Genomic DNA, 15666 nt, shown 5'->3' with positions numbered 1-15666 from the left:
TGTCAGACGCTCACGTCACCCGAGTGACCTGAGCGTCCGACACGTGGAGGGGGTCAGCCGCGGGCGACGTCGGCGCCCAGGGCCTCCAGCTTCTCCTGGAAGTTCTCGTAGCCGCGGTCGATCAGGCCGATGCCGCGCACCGTGGACCGGCCCCTGGCTGTGAGCGCCGCGATGAGGTGCGAGAACCCGCCGCGCAGGTCGGGCACCTCGATGTCGGCGGCGGAGAGCGGCGTCGGGCCGGAGACGACGGCGGAGTGGTGGAAGTTGCGCTGCCCGAACCGGCAGTCGCGGCCGCCCAGGCACTCCTTGTAGACCTGGATCGTCGAGCCCATCTTGCGCAGCGCGTCCGTGAAGCCGAAGCGGTTCTCGTACACGGTCTCGTGCACGATCGACAGGCCCTTGGCCTGGGTGAGCGCGACGACGAGCGGCTGCTGCCAGTCGGTCATGAAGCCGGGGTGCACGTCGGTCTCGAGCACGATGGACTTCAGGTCGCCGCCGGCGTGCCAGAAACGGATGCCGTCGTCCTGCACCTCGAACCGGCCGCCGACCTTCCGGAACGTGTTGAGGAAGGTCATCATCTCGGGCTGGGTGGCGCCCTTGACGGTGATGTCTCCCCCGGTGGCCAGGGCCGCCGCGGCCCAGGACGCGGTCTCGATGCGGTCGTTCAGGGCGGTGTGGGTGTACCCCTCGAGGCGGTCGACGCCCTCGATGCGGATCACGCGGTCGGTGTCGACCGAGATGATGGCGCCCATCTTCTGCAGCACCGCGATCAGGTCCATGATCTCGGGCTCGATGGCCGCGCCCGAGAGCTCGGTGATCCCGTCCGCGCGGACCGCCGTGAGCAGCGTCTGCTCCGTGGCGCCCACGGACGGGTACGGCAGGGCGATCTTGGTGCCCTGCAGGCGGCGCGGCGCCCGCAGGTGGATGCCACCGGCCCGCTTGTCGACGACGGCGCCGAACTGCCGCAGGATGTCGAGGTGGAAGTTGATCGGCCGGTCGCCGATGCGGCAGCCGCCCAGGTCAGGGATGAACGCCTCGCCGAGCCGGTGCAGCAGCGGTCCGCAGAACAGGATCGGGATGCGGCTGGAGCCCGCGTGGGCGTCGATGTCGGCCACGTGGGCCGACTCCACGTTGGACGGGTCGAGGTCCAGGATGCCCGCGTCGGTGTCGTACTTGACGTTCACGCCGTGCAGGTCCAGGAGCCCCGAGACGACCTTGACGTCACGGATCTGCGGTACGTTCCGCAGCACACTGGGGGTCTCCCCCAACAGGGAAGCCACCATGGACTTCGACACGAAGTTCTTTGCGCCTCGAACGGTGATGGTTCCGTTCAGCGGGGTGCCGCCGTTCACATACAGCAGATCGTTCATATGCTCGTCGTCGTCTCGTTCGTTCCGATGATGGTTGTCGATGGGCCCCGGGGGCGCCCGGTCGATCCTGCCCCCCACCGCCGGTCGTGCCAACACGCGCACGGACGGGAGTATTCACCGTTCACTACACCTTCACGCACGACGCACGCCGGCGCAGTGCGACACGCCACGTGCCCCCACACCCGCGCGGAACCGCCGTGGGCCGGCTGCGTCAAGGGATATCCACAGAATGAGACGCGGTTCCCGGATCGCGGACACGCTGCTTAGTGTCCCGGCCATGAGCACCTCCGCATCACCGACCGTCGGAACCACCGGCGAGCAGGGCGCGCCTCCGGCAGGCAACCCCCGGGGCCGCGTCGTCGTCGCGTCCCTCATCGGTACGTCCATCGAGTTCTACGACTTCTACATCTATGCCACCGCCGCGTCGCTGGTGTTCCCCGCGCTGTTCTTCCCGAACGCCGAGGACCCCACCACCCAGCTCCTGTCGTCCTTCGCCGTGTTCGGTGTCGCGTTCGTGGCGCGACCGCTCGGCTCGGTGCTGTTCGGCCACTTCGGCGACCGGGTCGGCCGCAAGGCCACCCTCGTGGCGTCGCTGCTCACGATGGGTATCGCGACGGTCCTGATCGGGCTCATCCCCGCGGCGTCGACGCCGGGCTGGGCCCTTGCCGCGCCCGCCGTCCTCGTGCTGTGCCGGTTCTGCCAGGGGCTCGGCCTCGGTGGTGAGTGGAGCGGCGCCGCGCTGCTGGCGACGGAGAACGCGCCCCGGGGCAAGCGGGCCATCTACGGCACGTTCCCGCAGCTGGGCGCACCCATCGGCTTCATCCTGGCCAACACGGTCTTCATCTCGCTGTCGAGCGCCCTGACGCCCGAGCAGTTCGCCACCTGGGGCTGGCGCATCCCGTTCCTCGCGTCCGCGATCCTCGTGATCATCGGCCTGTGGGTGCGGCTCTCGCTGCTCGAGACGCCGGCGTTCCGCAAGGTGGTCGAGACCTCCGCCGTCGCGAAGGTGCCGGTGGCCCGCGTGTTCCGCACGTCGTGGAAGCAGATCGTGTCCGGCACGTTCATCATGCTGGCCACGTACGCGCTGTTCTACCTGATGACGACGTTCACGCTGAACTACGGCATCGCCTCGACCGACCCCACCGACGGCTCCCCCGCGGGGCTCGGCTACGAGAAGATCGACTTCCTCTGGATGCTGATCATCGGCGTCGTGTTCTTCGGCATCTTCACGCTGGTCTCCGGGCCGATGGCGGAGAAGTTCGGTCGCCGTGCGCACCTCATCTGGGTCACCGTGGCGATCGCGCTGTTCGGCGGGGTGTGGGTGCCGCTGTTCTCCGCGGGCCACATCGGCGTGCAGAGCCTGCTGATCATCGGCTTCACGCTCATGGGCCTCACCTTCGGCCCGATGGCCGCCGTGCTGCCCGAGCTGTTCCCGGCCAACGTGCGGTACACCGGCTCCGCCGTCGCGTACAACCTGTCGTCGGTGCTCGGTGCGGCGGTCGCGCCGTTCATCGCCGTGTGGCTGTGGGCGAAGGCCGACGGCTCGCCGGTGCTGGTCGGCGTCTACCTCGCCGCGATGGCGGTCATCACGTTGGTCGCGTTGCTCCTGGAGCGCGAGACCCGCGACGTCGACTACGACGACAACGTCACGTCCTGACCCTCGCCTCGTGGACGGCGTCGAACGTAGGTCTGGTCGCTTCATGAGCCCCGTGCGAGCGACCAGGCCTACGTTCGACGTCGGATAGCGTGACGGCGTGGAGACGACGGCCCTGATCGCAGCGTGTGCCGCCGTCGTACTCGGAGCCGGGCTGCAGCGGGTCGCCGGGATGGGCCTGGGCATGGTGGCGGCCCCCGTGCTGACGGTGCTCCTCGGCGCCTCGGTGGGCGTGCTGGTCAGCAACGTGGCGGCGATCGTCACCGCCCTGCTCATCCTGCGCGCGCTGCGGGACCGGGTGGACTGGCGGCGCGTCGTCACGATCCTGCCGCTCATGCTGGTGGGCTCCGTGCTCGGTGCGCTCACGGTGCGCGAGGCGAACTCCGCGTGGCTGGACGTGATCGTGGGCGGTTCGGTACTGGCCGCACTCGTCGCCTCGGCGCTGCTGCGCCGCCGCGTCCGGGTCAAGGGCCGCTCGGTGGCCGTGGTGACCGGCCTCGCGGCGGGCTTCATGAACACGACGTCGGGCGTGGCCGCGCCGGCGTGGACGGCGTACGCGCTGGCCACCCGCTGGGACCACCGCTCGTTCGCCGCGACCCTGCAGCCGCTCCTGATCGTCATGAACACCATGTCGGTCGCGACCAAGCTGGGCCTCGGCGCGATCCCAGCCGGCGCCGTGCCCGCCTGGTGGGTGTGGCCGGTGCTGCTCGCGGCCGTGCTCGGCGGGGTGGGCGTCGGCACCGTCCTGGCGCGCCGGATCCCCACGCGGGTCGCGGCCCGCATCGCGCTGACCGTGGCCGTGGCCGGTGCGGTGACGGCCCTGACCCGGGGCCTGCTCACGATCTGATGGCGACCGCGGTCACTCGTCTTCGGCGAACACCACGTCCCGCTTGCGCCGGATCGACGGCAGCACCGCGACCACCAGCGCGAGCACGGCGAGACCGAGCAGCACCCCCGAGATGGGCCGGGTGACGAAGACCGTGGGATCGCCGCGCGAGATGAGCAGGGCTCTGCGCAGGTTCTCCTCGAGCAGCGGACCGAGCACGAACCCGAGGAGCAGCGGCGCGGGCTCGCACCCCGACCGCACGAGCACGAAGCCCAGCACCCCGAAGACCGCCACCGCGAACACGTGGTACGGGTTCTGCCCCAGCGAGTAGGTCCCGATACAGGCGAACACCACGATGACGGGGAACAGCACCGAGTACGGCACCGAGAGCATGCGCACCCACAGCCCGATGAGCGGCAGGTTGAGCAGCACCAGCAGCACGTTGCCGATCCACATGGAGGCGATCAGGCCCCAGAACAGGGTGGGCTGCTCGGTCATGACGTTGGGCCCTGGCGTGATGCCCTGGATGATGAACGCCCCCACCATGAGGGCCATCACGGGGTGCGCCGGCAGCCCGAGCGTGAGCAGCGGGATGAACGACGTCTGCGCCGCGGCGTTGTTCGCCGACTCCGGCCCGGCCACTCCCTCGATCGCCCCGTGCCCGAACTCGCCGGGGTTCCGCGAGATCCGCTTCTCGACGGCGTAGGAGGCGAACGAGGCGAGCACGTGCCCGCCACCGGGCAGCACACCGAGCAGGGAACCCAGCCCCGTGGCGCGGAGCACCGGGCCCACGATGCGCCGCAGCTCCGTCCTGCTCGGCCAGAGGTTGGCCACCCGGCTCACCATGCGGGTCCTGGTGCGGGGGTCGTGCAGGTTGCGCAGGATCTCGGCGACACCGAACACGCCGACGGCGACCGCGACGAAGCTCAGCCCCTGATAGAGCTCCCGCACGCCGAACGTGAAGCGCGGTGTGCCGGTGTACAGGTCCTGCCCCATCGTGCCGAGCAGGATGCCGAGCACGATCATGGCGAGCGCCTTGATCGTGGACCCGCTCGCCAGGGCGATCGACGCGATGAGGCCGAGCACCACCAGCGAGAAGTACTCGGCGGCGCCGAACGAGGTGGCGGCCCGCGCCAGCGGCGGCGCGGCCACCGCGAGCACGACGGTGGCGACGGTCCCCGCGGTGAACGACCCCAGCGCGGCCACCGCGAGCGCCACGCCGGCCCGCCCGGCGCGCGCCATCTGGTGCCCGTCGATCGCCGTCACCGCCGCCGACGACTCCCCCGGCAGGTTGAGCAGGATCGCCGTCGTGGACCCGCCGTACTGGGCCCCGTAGTAGATGCCGGCGAGCATGATGAGGGCCGACGTCGGGTCGTCGAACCCGAACGTGATCGGCAGCAGCAGGGCGATGGTCGCCGTCGGCCCGATGCCGGGCAGCACGCCGACGGAGGTGCCCAGCGCGACACCGAGCAGGCAGAACAGGATGTTGTGCCATTGGAGCGCCTCGGAGAAGCCGAGCGCGAGGTTGTCCAGGAGGTCCATCGCGTCCCCTACCCACCGAGCCAGTCGCCGAACAGCGCGAGGCGCAGCTGCAGGAGGACCACGAAGATGACCCAGCTCGCCAGCGTCAGGCCGGCGGCGATGACGAGCGCCCGTACCGGTCCGGTACCGCGTCGTGCGAGCGCGGCGAGCAGCCCGGTGCCGAACGTCGCGGGCAGCAGCCCCAGGCCGTCGGTGGTGAGCGCGAAGAAGGTCACCGCGGCGAACACCGCCACGGTGGGGCGCCACTGGATACCGGCGAGCGGCCGTGGGTCGAGCTCCTCGGTATCGGCCGGCACCGTGTCAGGCAGCTCGGCGTCCGCCACCGTGCCGGCGGGCGCCTCACCCGGGGCCGGGTCCGGCGCGACGTACGCCTTGATCGCCGTGCCGAGGCCGAGCGCGACGAGCACGATGCCGAGGACGAGGGGCACGTAGCCCGGCCCCATCTCGAGGAGTGATCCGAGCTCGTACCCGAGAGCGCCGACCGCGAAGGCCGCACCGAGCCCGACGAAGATCAGGCCCGCGACGAGATCGCTCGTCGAGCGGGGGCGCAGGGTGCCGATCTCAGCCTCCCTGGCTGGCGCCGATGATGTCGGCCCAGGTCGCGGTCTGCTCCTCGAGCAGGGTCGCGTGAGCCTCCGGAGTGGCCTGCTCCTCGCTCACGGGGGCCGTGCCGAGGTTCGCCATCTGATCGATGACGCCCTGGTCGGTGAGCGCCGCCTGGAGCGAGTCGGTGAGCTGGGTGACCACCTCGTCGGGCGTCTCGGCCGGGACGTACAGGCCGTGCCACACGCTGACCTGGATGTCGGGCTGGCCGGCCTCCGTGGTGGTGGGCAGGTCGGGCAGGGCCTCGATGCGCTCCGGCGTCGTCGCCGCGTAGGCCTTGACCTCGCCCGCCGTGATCTGGCCCGTCGTGTTCGTGGTCTGGTCGCACATGAAGTCGACCTGACCGCCCACCAGCTCGGCCATCGCGGGCCCCGTGCCGTCGTACGGGACGGCGGTGACCTCGACCCCGAGCGCGTCGGTCAGCAGGAGACCGCACAGGTTGGACGCGGATCCCTCGCCGGCGTGCGCCATCGTCACCGTGTCGGCGTTCTCCTGGACGTAGGTGACGAACTCCTCGAACGTCTCCGGCTCGAAGTCGGAGCTCGCGATGATCGTCATGGGCACCTCGGTGACGAGGCCTACCGGCTTGAAATCGGCGATCGGGTCGTAGGCGAGGTCGTCGTAGAGCGCGGGCGCCGTGGACATCCCGATGTGGTGCATGAGCACGGTGTAGCCGTCGGGGTCTGCGGTGGCGGCCTGGCCGGCGCCGACGGTGCCGCCCGCGCCGTCGATGTTCTGCACGACCAGCTGCACGCCCAGGTCCTCCGACATGGGCTCGGCGATCATGCGGGTCACGGTGTCGGTGGGACCACCCGCGGAGAACGGCACGATCACCTCGATGTCGTCCTCGGGATACGCGGCGGGGTCAGTGCCCGAGGAGCAGGCGGCGAGGGTGAGGCTGAGGCCGGCCAGCGCACCGAGGTACGCGGCCACCTTCCGGGTTCCGGCAGGGGTCATGTCCGTCTCCGATCATCGTTGATCCGGCAGAGGTTGATCCATAGTGAGGTTGCGCAGGGGGTGAATCCGGTCGAGACCGTGACAGTACCGCCGCACCTGTGACACCCGCCACAAACTTATGACGGTTTGACCGAATGGTGACCTCGGCCGGGCCGCGTCCGCCAGGTCCTCGGGCGCGAGCCGCGTGACGTGCCGACGGTGCTGGCCGAGGCGCTCACGGCAGATCGGCCCGCGTGACGCGAGCCCGCCCCTCCGCCCCGTCGGCCACCGCGCGCACGCGGCGGACGCGTTCCCGCATGAAGGCTCGCCGGTCGTTGAAGAAGGCCTTGGGCATCCGTTCGCCGGCCAGCCGGATCACGCGCCCGGACCGCGAGTCCACGACGTCCACGTCCACCCTGAACTCGTCCGCGACAGCGTCGCCGAGCTGTGTGCTGTAGCCGGCGGAGCGCTCGGCTCTCGCTCTGCGCTCCTCCACCCAGCTGAGGGGGCCGCCGAACCGCCCACCGAACAGCACGACGGACACGAACCACGCCAGCCCGATGGCCAGCAAGTAGGCGGGCCGCAGGTGCACGGCGGCGAGCAGCGTCAGGATCAACAGCACGATCGACGCGGTACCAGCACCGAGCCACAGCTGTCCCCAGAATCCAGCAGAACGGCCAGGCAGGACGTCGCGTCGCAGGTCAGGATGCTACTCGCTCGCCATCACGTACCTCACGGTTCGCCGGTGCAGCTGTCCGGCTGAGGATACTGCCCCGCGGCTTGCCGGACGGCGATGAGCACCGGCCCTGTGCGCCGTCTGTATATGCGGGCGCCAGGACGCGCCACATCCGAGACGCAGGAGGACACCATGACCGAGCAGTCCGTCACGAGCCCCGCTACGACCGGGTCTCCTGGCCGTCCGCCCGTCGTCGACTGGGACACCTGGCAGGCCACGCGCGAGGAGTTCCTCGCGCGGGAGAAGGCGCACACCCGAGCGGGCGACGCACTGGCCGCCGAGCGCCGGCGGCTGCCGATGGTCGAGCTGGACGCCACCATGCAGGTCACCGGCGCCGACGGACCCGTGCCGCTCGTCGACCTGTTCCAGGGCCGCGACGAGCTCGTGGTCTACCAGCACATGTGGCACGACGGCGACCCGTTCGAGGGTCAGTGCCCCGGCTGCACCATCAACGCCTGGCACATCCAGCAGGCCGCCCCGTACCTCGCCGCGCGCGGGGTCTCGTTCGCCATGCTGACCGAGGGTCCCTGGGACGAGGTCGCCCCGTTCCTCGAGTTCATGGGCTACACCGAGCCCTGGTACTCGGTGCGCGGGCTGGAGGCACCGGTCGGCGTGGACATGGGCCACATCGCCTGCTTCCTGCGCGACGGCGACCGGGTGTACCTCACCTACCGGACCACGGGACGGGGCAACGAGCCGGCCTCCGGGGTGTTCGGCCTGCTCGACATGACGCCCTACGGTCGCGGCGAAGCCTGGGAGGACATGCCGGACGGGTGGCCGGAGGGCCGGAACTCGTGCTGGTACTGGGCCACGGACGCCGACGGTGGCGCCACCTGGGGGCCGACCCGCCGGCCGGTGCCCCAGTGGACGCGGCCGGGGGCGACGCCGGTAGCACCCGGCGCCGGCCACGAGCACCACCACTGAGTCGCGACGGCGCGCAGGGCGCGGCCGGCGGCTCAGGGTGGGCTCATGGGCTCGGGGTAGGCGCTAGATGATGGTGCGCCCCTCGGCCTTGGCCGCACGCACCTCGCGGTAGAACGCGCGCCCGATCACGAAGAGCACGCCGGCCACGATGACCGGCCAGACGAGCACGTAGAGCGTGAGCAGGAATGTCATGAGATCTCCCCTCGGACCGCGACGGGCTCACCCGGGCGCGGCTCGTCGTCCGGGCGGTCGGCGCCCGGTTCGTTGTCGAAGTCGCCGGTGCGCTCCTTGATGAGCGCGAAGTCGAACGTCCCCTTGTTCAGCAGGGTCAGGGCGACACAGACGATCGTGCTCACCGCGTAGGCGACGAGTGATCCGGACAGCACCGGGTAGATGTGCAGGAACCCGATCGCGAACGGAGCGGCCGCGAGCGTCGCGACCGTGCCCACGACGAGCGCGACCCGCTTGCCGAAGAAGCCGAAGGCCATCAGCCCGAGCACGATGCCGATGCCGACGGTGGACAGGACGTCCGAGGCGAGCCCCAGCCCACCGGAGAGGTCGACCCAGGAGAAGCGGACCGGCAGGAAGGCGGCGAGGCCCGCCACGACCGCGATGCTGAAGGCGGCGTTCGTGACGCGGCCCCAGTAGAAGCTCGCGATCACGGGGAACACGAGCGCTCCCCACAGCGCGCCGACGAACACCAGCAGGTCCAGGATGTTCAGCTTGGTGCCCGCGAAGACGAGCGCCGCCGCGATGGCGATGACCATCGTGATCCGGCCGATGAGGACCATCGTGCGTGGGTTGGCGCGCTTCTTCCCGGCGATGTTCTGGCCGTAGACATCCGTCATCACGATCGACGAGAGGGCCGTGAGGTCGGAGTCCGCCGTCGAGGACAGCGAGCCGATGATCATCACGAAGAACAGGCACAGGAGCACCGGGTTCAGATACGTGGCGGCCATCTGCGGGATCAGGTTGTTCAGGTCGCCACCCAGCGGCTCGACCCCCGCGTACAGGGCGATGACCCCGAGCATCCCGACGCCGATGATCGTCGCCCCGTAACCGAACGTCGCGGTGACGAAGGTCTTCTTGATGAGGTCCTCCCGGACCGCGAAGAGCCGCTGGGCGATGGTCTGGTTGCCGATCGCGTACGCCAGCACCGCCGCGATGTACGGCGCGCCCTGGTTGAAGAACGCGTCCGAGGAGAAGAAGTCCTGCTGCTGGCGCGTGAGGTTCTCCGCTCCGGTCTCGAACAGGCCCGGCCCACCGGCGGCGAAGAACACGATCGGGATGATCACCACGACCGCGCCGAGCATGGCGAGCACCTGGGCGAAGTCGGTCAGCACCGACGCACGGAACCCGGACCACAGCGTGTACAGGAGCACCCCGGCCGCGATGGCGATGATGCCCTGCGTGAAGGTGTAGGGCGTGAGCATGTCGACGAGCGCGCCGCCGGCGATGAGGTTGGACGTCAGGCTGATTACGCTGCCGAGCACGTTGGAGCCGGCGAGCATGAGCTGGCTCGAGCGCCCGTGCCGGGCGAACATGACCTCGGCGATCGTGTGGGCGCGGGGCGCGACGGCGCGGATCCGGCGCCCGAAGGGGTAGATCAGCAGGATCATCAGGGCGCCCCAGAGCCCGTAGTGGATGGGGCCGGAGATGCCGTACGTGTAGCCGGAGGTGGCGGAGGCGTACATCGACGACGCCCAGATCCAGGTGGCGGTCATCGACGCGGCGGAGATGCCGAACCCGATCTTGCCGCCGCCGGTCATGTAGCCGTCCGCGTTCTCCTTCTTCTTGCTGATGCGGACCGACATGTAGAAGCTGCCGCCGAAGAACAGCAGCATCAGCAGGATGACTACGGGACCGGATAGATGTTGTAGTTCGCCCAAGGCGTTCTCACTTTCTCGTCAGGGATCGGTCCGGAAGCCGGACCGGATGAACGGGTGCAGTGGGAACGGCAGCTAGGTGGGCGGTATCCGCCGTCGGTGGAGTGGACCCGTCGCACGGGGCCGGGTGGTGCTGTGCCGTGCTGGCCGGCAGTAGAGCACAAAGCTCCTTTCGTTCGTCCACGGTCCGGGCCCGGGCGCACTTCGGCGCAGGCCAGCGACCTTCAAGTGCCGGCACAGGTCCGTGCCGGCGAGGCAGTGACGGACCCTGCGGGCTCGCGCGGGATGGCGCGGCGACGACGAAGGGGCGGAGTTCCACCGGGCGCAGCGCGGGGCGCTGGCGGTCGGGATCCGTCGGAAATGGTTCTACCACATCAAGGCAGTGGAATGCCCAAGCCGCATGCCTGCTGGTCGTCGCCGCTCATGAGGCTCATTCGGACATCAAGCACGCCTCACCGGCCCTCAGCGTGTGATCTCTGCGGGGGGTGATCTCTGCGTCCCGGCGGGTGGCGGCGTCGAACCCGCCGTACTTTGGATGCTCCGGGGGCGGATCGGGTTCGCCCAACCTACCCGGACGCCTTCCGCCACATGGAGGTGGTGAACATGAAGCGCGTCTTCATGGTGTTCGTCGTCGCTGCAGGCCTGAGCCTGGGCGGTGGAATGTCAGCGCAGGCCGGTGAGACCAGCGGGACCGGGGCTCCGGTTCCCGGCGGGGCCAACGCCAGCTCGGCCTGCGCGTACTCGGGGCTGGACCTGCCCGACGACCAGGAACCCCAGCCGCCCGAGTTCGACGACGACTTCGTCACGGACGGACACGTCCAGACCTACGGCAAGTGGGTCAGCCATGGCTTCAAGGGGGTCGTGCCGAGCCCTGGCGAGGCCTGCCGCGGCAACCTGGGATCCGAGGGGTAGTCGGCGGGGAGCAACTCAGCGGGGTAGCACCTCGGCCCGTCCCCGCACGGGTGTCGCCCAGGTGGCGCCACCCGTGCGGTCCCCGGCCCCTCCGGCGCGGCTCCGCGGGGCCCGGACGACGGCTCGCTACGATCGCGCGGTGCCGGTTCCCCCGCCCCTCCCTGGGCTCTCGTTCACCGCGATCGACTTCGAGACCGCCAACCCGAACAAGGCATCGGTGTGCGCCGTCGGTGTCGCCCGGGTGCGCGACGGACAGGTCGTCGAGACCCACGGGACGCTTGTCCGACCGCCTGCGGGACACGACGAGTTCGGGTACTACAACGTCCGTGCCCACGGGATCCAGGCCCGGCACGTCACGAGCGCCCCGTCGTGGCGTTCCGTGCACGCGACGATCGTCGACTTCATCGGCGCCGACCCGATCGTGGCCTACAACGTGCCCGCCGACCGGCCGGTGTTCGAGAAGGCGTCAGCGGTCTACCGGCTGCCCGCGCCGCCCAACGAGTGGGTCGACGCGCTCCGGATGGCCCGGCGGCACCTCGTGCTGCCGAAGTACTCGTTGCCGCACGTCACCACCGCGCTCGGGCTGCCGTCCTTCACGCACCACGATGCCCTCGCGGACACCATCGCCGCCGCGCACGTGACGGTCGCGCTGTGCCATCGGTTCGGGCTCATCGGGCTCGGTGACAACGGGCTCGGTGACAACGCTGCGATCAGCGGTGCGCCGGCGGTCGGCCATGCTGCGCGTCGTGCGCCATGACGGCGAGGATCTCCCACACGGTGTGCGCGGCGGCGAGGCCGGTCAGCTGGGCGTGGTCGTAGGCGGGTGCTACCTCCACGAGGTCGGCGCCGACGATGCCGAGCCCCGTGAGCCCGCGCAGGGTGGTGAAGAGCTCCCGCGTGGTCAGGCCGGCGACCTCCGGTGTGCCCGTGCCCGGGGCGTGCGCGGGGTCGAGCACGTCGATGTCGACCGAGAGGTAGACGGGACCGCCGTCCACCCGGTTGCGGATGCGCTCGATGATCGTGCCGACGCCCTGCGCCTCGTAGTCGTCGGCGCGGATGACCTGGAACCCGAGGGCCTCGTCGGCCTCGAGCTCGGACTTGTCGTAGACACCGCCGCGCAGGCCGACGTGGACGCACCGGCCCAGGTCGAGCAGTCCCTCCTCGGCGGCGCGACGGAACGGCGACCCGTGCCACACGGGCGCGCCGTGCAGGGTGTCCCAGGTGTCGAGGTGCGCGTCGAAGTGGATCACCGCGACCGGGCCCTGGCGCTTCGCCACGGCGCGCAGGAGGGGCAGCGCGATGGTGTGGTCGCCGCCGAGGGCGATCAGGCGGGTCCCGTCCGCCGCGAAGGCGTCGGCCTCGCTCTCGATCGTGGCCACGGCATCATCGATGGAGTACGGAGAGACGCCCAGGTCACCGGCGTCGACCACCTGGTGCACCGCGAACAGCGAGACGTCGTGGGTCTGGTGGTACGGGTGCAGCTGCCGGGAAGCCTCCCGGATGTGGCTCGGTCCGAAGCGGGCACCCGGGCGGAAGCTCGTGCCGGCGTCGAAGGGTATGCCCAGCACTGCCACGTCGGCGTGCGCGACGGAGTCGCGCGTCGGCAGCAGGGCGTAGGTCGCGATGCCCGCGTACCGGGGCATGCCGGGTGTGTCGTGCTGGCCGATCGGCTCAGGACGGTGGGTCGGGTCGTCGGTCATGTCCGCTCCGTTGATCTCGGCAGGGTGCCGCGTTGCTGGTCATCCTCAGGGCGTCCCGGGGTGGCGTCAACCGGCTCAGTGGGGTCCCGCACCGTGTGGCACAGTGTCGACGGCCAGGAGCCGATGGCCATCGGTCGATGGCCATGGGAGCCCGCGAGGGCGCACGCCGTCGAACAGGCCCTCGCCGACCATGCCGGCCGACAAGGACACCGACTGGATCCGCGACGGGCACGACTTTCTCGCCGAGTGGGTCGCCGAACCGCTCAACCACGCCGTCAGGACGCGCGTCGTCTACACGGAAGGCCTGACACCCGGGCAGGCCGCTGCACGGATCGACGTGCTCGGGTCGGCGCCGAGCCACGCGGGCTGAACGGTCAACGGCCAGAGCAGGCACACCTCAGGGTGTGGGCACCCGGCGTCGGATGCGCTCCAGGATGCTCCGGGTCGCGACCCGGTGCAGGCGCGAGTCGATCACGAGGAGCCGGTAGACCGCACCGAGCACGCCCGGGAACGTCGCGTCGGTGTGTGCCTCGAGTCGCGTGCCGTCGCCGTCGGGCCCCAGCCGGAAGGTGAGGGAGTAGACCGAGAAGCGGTGGACGCCGTCGAGCGCGAGGCTGCCTGGTGGGTCGGCTGCCGTGACGCGGAAGCCCGGGACCACGGAACCTGCGGCGAGCGGGCGCGGGCCTGAGGCCCGGCGATCGCGACAACCGATCGTTCGCACGTACCAGGACGGTTGCCCGACCACCTCGACCTGGTCGAGGACCGCGCGCCACACCACCTCCGGCGAAGCGCCGATCGTCATGGCATGCACGTCACGGTAACGCCGCGGACCGACCATGCTGGGACCCTACCGGCGCGCACGCGCGATACGCCCTCAGTCGAAGATCGCCGCCAGGAGCCGTCCCGCGCCTCGGAAGATCCAGACGAACCCTCGCCACAGGGCGACGGCGGAGCTGACGAGATCGGCCATCTCCCAGAGCCACCCGATACCCCGGCCCACGGCTCGGAAGGGCCGTCCCACCTGGTACCAGAACCCGTGCCGTCGATGCCGCGTCTCGGTCATGGAGCGCAGGATGCCATGGCGCGGGGTGCGGAGGCCGACAATTTCACGCGCTCGTCGTGGCCTCCAGCAGGCAGACGCCGCCGGGGCGACGGGGTAGACCACCAACGCCCCGCCGATGAGGCACATCGCGGCAGACATCGCTGCTTCGACGGCGAGGACCACCTTTCCGCCAGGCTTCGAAAGTTCCCCCGTCGTGTGCTTCTTGACGTCGCGCCACCAACGAATCGAGGTGATCGCGCCGATCGCGATGAAGACCCATCCCATCAACGGAACGATTCCGAAAAGGTGCGTCACGACAGGTAAGGATGCCAGCCGGGCAGTACCGAGCGGACGACGGCGATGTGCTAGCTGCTCTGTCACCTCGTACGCGGCCTACGTCAACCCCTTCCTGAAATTCACCGAATGGGTAGAATTCTGGCCGGATGCCAGCCGGAGGGGGCGTGGTCGTTGGCCATGAAGTGGAACGGGATTCTACTCATAGGCATCGGTATCTTCATGATGACCGCGATATCCGACGTCACTGTCCGTCTCATCGGGCTTGGCCTGTGGTGGTTCGGTTCCCTGCTGCTCGTCCACTCCTTCCTTGACAACCGCGGTGCGCGGCGATTCGTCTGGGTGGTGGGAGTCGGCGCGGCCGTGTGGGCCTACTCGGCGGGCTGGGCGGCGCTGGCCACCGAGGGGGTCGGGCAGCTGGTCGTCGCCATCGTGAGCGTGCTGCTCTCCTTGGTCACGTTGACGCGCCAGGTGCGATCCCCGGATCGGTTAGAGCCGATCGGCGGTTCGACCACCTCCGCCAACGCCTACCTGCAGTCGGCCTTGAGCCGCTGGGACCTGGCCAGGAGACAGCTGGCGATGGGACAGCACCTGCGGGCCGGGCTCAACTACCAGGACGGCGTCGACCACCTGCTGATCTGCGCCAGCATGACCCGGGAGGCGGACGAGAAAGCGACGACGATGCCCCGACCCGATGACCTCATGCCCGTGTACCACGCCATCGCGGCGGTGGGCAGGGAGGGGATTCCGGTGATGGAACGGGTGCGGGCGACCGCTCCGATCCGGTTCCACGCTCGCATCGTGCTCGCCGCGGCCCACCTGGCGGATCCGACGGCGGGGAGGCCGGAGCTGATCAGGAGGGCCCTGGCCGCCGAGGCCGGTTCCGTGCCGGGGCTCGACCTCAACGGGGATGGTCCGCTGTCGGCCGAGACCCGGATAGCGCAAGCCGCGCAGGTGCGCCTGCTCGTCGCGAGACTGATGGTGGACCGACCCGGCCTCCGCTGGGCGGCGGTTCCGCCCTGGCTGGTCGGGAGCGGCGGCGCGGTGTCCTTCGCACGGGAGAAGAGCAGGTTCCGGCAGGCGGTTCTGCCGAGCTGTGCCGGCCTGACTCTGGACGAGGAGACGCGGCAGCTCGCGCAGGAGAGCGCGCTGATGTACCGCGAGCTCTGCCGGGAGGTACCGGGTTACGAGTCGGACCGGGACCAGGCCGAGCGACTTCTCGCCACGATCCAGGCCTAGCT

Annotated in this window: 17 protein-coding genes; 7 read left to right on the top strand and 10 right to left on the bottom strand. The window is 70.2% G+C overall.

Going from position 1 to position 15666, the window contains the following annotated elements; genetic code table 11:
- Positions 1–53 precede the first annotated feature (53 nt).
- The gene (murA, locus tag ACFSL2_RS23340; RefSeq protein ID WP_377200130.1) at positions 54–1370 is read right to left on the bottom strand and encodes a UDP-N-acetylglucosamine 1-carboxyvinyltransferase; all 1317 of its coding nucleotides are present in this window, start codon (positions 1368–1370) and stop codon (positions 54–56) included.
- 277 nt (positions 1371–1647) lie between these two features.
- Here murA and ACFSL2_RS23335 point away from each other — a divergent pair, with 277 nt between their 5' ends.
- Positions 1648–3027, top strand: a complete 1380-nt coding sequence (locus ACFSL2_RS23335; protein WP_377200129.1) for an MFS transporter — start codon at positions 1648–1650, stop codon at positions 3025–3027.
- 97 nt (positions 3028–3124) lie between these two features.
- The gene (locus tag ACFSL2_RS23330) at positions 3125–3871 is read left to right on the top strand and encodes a TSUP family transporter (protein WP_377200128.1); all 747 of its coding nucleotides are present in this window, start codon (positions 3125–3127) and stop codon (positions 3869–3871) included.
- A 12-nt stretch (positions 3872–3883) separates the two neighbouring features.
- Here ACFSL2_RS23330 and ACFSL2_RS23325 read toward each other — a convergent pair whose 3' ends face one another.
- The 4 genes from ACFSL2_RS23325 to ACFSL2_RS23310 form a co-directional block, all read right to left on the bottom strand.
- Positions 3884–5392 carry a tripartite tricarboxylate transporter permease gene (locus ACFSL2_RS23325; RefSeq protein WP_377200127.1) on the bottom strand — a complete coding sequence of 503 codons (1509 nt, stop codon included), beginning with the start codon at positions 5390–5392 and terminating at the stop codon, positions 3884–3886.
- Positions 5393–5400: 8 nt separating this feature from the next.
- Positions 5401–5904 (bottom strand): tripartite tricarboxylate transporter TctB family protein, encoded by a 504-nt coding sequence (locus ACFSL2_RS23320; protein WP_377200881.1) that lies wholly within the window; start codon positions 5902–5904, stop codon positions 5401–5403.
- Positions 5905–5953: 49 nt separating this feature from the next.
- The gene (locus ACFSL2_RS23315; RefSeq protein WP_377200126.1) at positions 5954–6952 is read right to left on the bottom strand and encodes a tripartite tricarboxylate transporter substrate-binding protein; all 999 of its coding nucleotides are present in this window, start codon (positions 6950–6952) and stop codon (positions 5954–5956) included.
- A 214-nt stretch (positions 6953–7166) separates the two neighbouring features.
- Positions 7167–7553, bottom strand: coding sequence for a hypothetical protein (locus ACFSL2_RS23310; protein WP_377200125.1), 387 nt, complete (start codon positions 7551–7553; stop codon positions 7167–7169).
- 246 nt (positions 7554–7799) lie between these two features.
- Here ACFSL2_RS23310 and ACFSL2_RS23305 point away from each other — a divergent pair, with 246 nt between their 5' ends.
- On the top strand, positions 7800–8591 hold the full coding sequence (locus tag ACFSL2_RS23305; protein ID WP_377200124.1) for a DUF899 family protein: 792 nt from the start codon (positions 7800–7802) through the stop codon (positions 8589–8591).
- 63 nt (positions 8592–8654) lie between these two features.
- Here the strand turns inward: ACFSL2_RS23305 and ACFSL2_RS23300 are convergent, their stop codons facing one another.
- Together ACFSL2_RS23300 and ACFSL2_RS23295 are read right to left on the bottom strand one after the other, a co-directional pair.
- Positions 8655–8783 (bottom strand): putative transporter small subunit, encoded by a 129-nt coding sequence (locus ACFSL2_RS23300; protein WP_377200123.1) that lies wholly within the window; start codon positions 8781–8783, stop codon positions 8655–8657.
- Entirely contained in the window at positions 8780–10435 is a 1656-nt protein-coding gene (locus ACFSL2_RS23295; RefSeq protein WP_377200122.1) for a sodium:solute symporter family protein, read from the bottom strand. Before ACFSL2_RS23295 ends, ACFSL2_RS23300 begins: the two co-directional genes overlap by 4 nt.
- Before the next feature lie 645 nt (positions 10436–11080).
- Between ACFSL2_RS23295 and ACFSL2_RS23290 the strand changes: the two genes are divergently transcribed.
- Positions 11081–11389 carry a hypothetical protein gene (locus ACFSL2_RS23290; RefSeq protein WP_377200121.1) on the top strand — a complete coding sequence of 103 codons (309 nt, stop codon included), beginning with the start codon at positions 11081–11083 and terminating at the stop codon, positions 11387–11389.
- A gap of 139 nt (positions 11390–11528) precedes the next feature.
- A complete protein-coding gene (locus ACFSL2_RS23285; RefSeq protein ID WP_377200120.1) occupies positions 11529–12146 on the top strand; it encodes an exonuclease domain-containing protein in 618 nt (205 codons plus the stop codon).
- Here the strand turns inward: ACFSL2_RS23285 and speB are convergent.
- Positions 12100–13089, bottom strand: coding sequence for an agmatinase (speB, locus tag ACFSL2_RS23280; RefSeq protein ID WP_377200119.1), 990 nt, complete (start codon positions 13087–13089; stop codon positions 12100–12102). The two genes, ACFSL2_RS23285 and speB, sit on opposite strands and share 47 nt — an antisense overlap.
- 190 nt (positions 13090–13279) lie before the next feature.
- Here speB and ACFSL2_RS23275 point away from each other — a divergent pair, with 190 nt between their 5' ends.
- On the top strand, positions 13280–13459 hold the full coding sequence (locus tag ACFSL2_RS23275; protein ID WP_377200118.1) for a hypothetical protein: 180 nt from the start codon (positions 13280–13282) through the stop codon (positions 13457–13459).
- A 27-nt stretch (positions 13460–13486) separates the two neighbouring features.
- On the opposite strand, the gene ACFSL2_RS23270 is transcribed toward ACFSL2_RS23275, so the two are convergent.
- Together ACFSL2_RS23270 and ACFSL2_RS23265 are read right to left on the bottom strand one after the other, a co-directional pair.
- Positions 13487–13891, bottom strand: a complete 405-nt coding sequence (locus ACFSL2_RS23270) for an SRPBCC family protein (RefSeq protein ID WP_377200117.1) — start codon at positions 13889–13891, stop codon at positions 13487–13489.
- Between the two features lie 72 nt (positions 13892–13963).
- Entirely contained in the window at positions 13964–14416 is a 453-nt protein-coding gene (locus tag ACFSL2_RS23265) for a hypothetical protein (RefSeq protein ID WP_377200116.1), read from the bottom strand.
- Positions 14417–14647: 231 nt separating this feature from the next.
- Here ACFSL2_RS23265 and ACFSL2_RS23260 point away from each other — a divergent pair, with 231 nt between their 5' ends.
- Positions 14648–15664, top strand: coding sequence for a hypothetical protein (locus tag ACFSL2_RS23260; protein ID WP_377200115.1), 1017 nt, complete (start codon positions 14648–14650; stop codon positions 15662–15664).
- Positions 15665–15666: the final 2 nt, after the last annotated feature.

It is taken from the genome of Promicromonospora aerolata, from assembly GCF_042682255.1.
Taxonomy (GTDB): Bacteria; Actinomycetota; Actinomycetes; order Actinomycetales; family Cellulomonadaceae; genus Promicromonospora; species Promicromonospora aerolata.
Note: the sequence above shows the minus strand (reverse complement) of the source record. Positions and strands in the feature narration are given on the sequence as shown.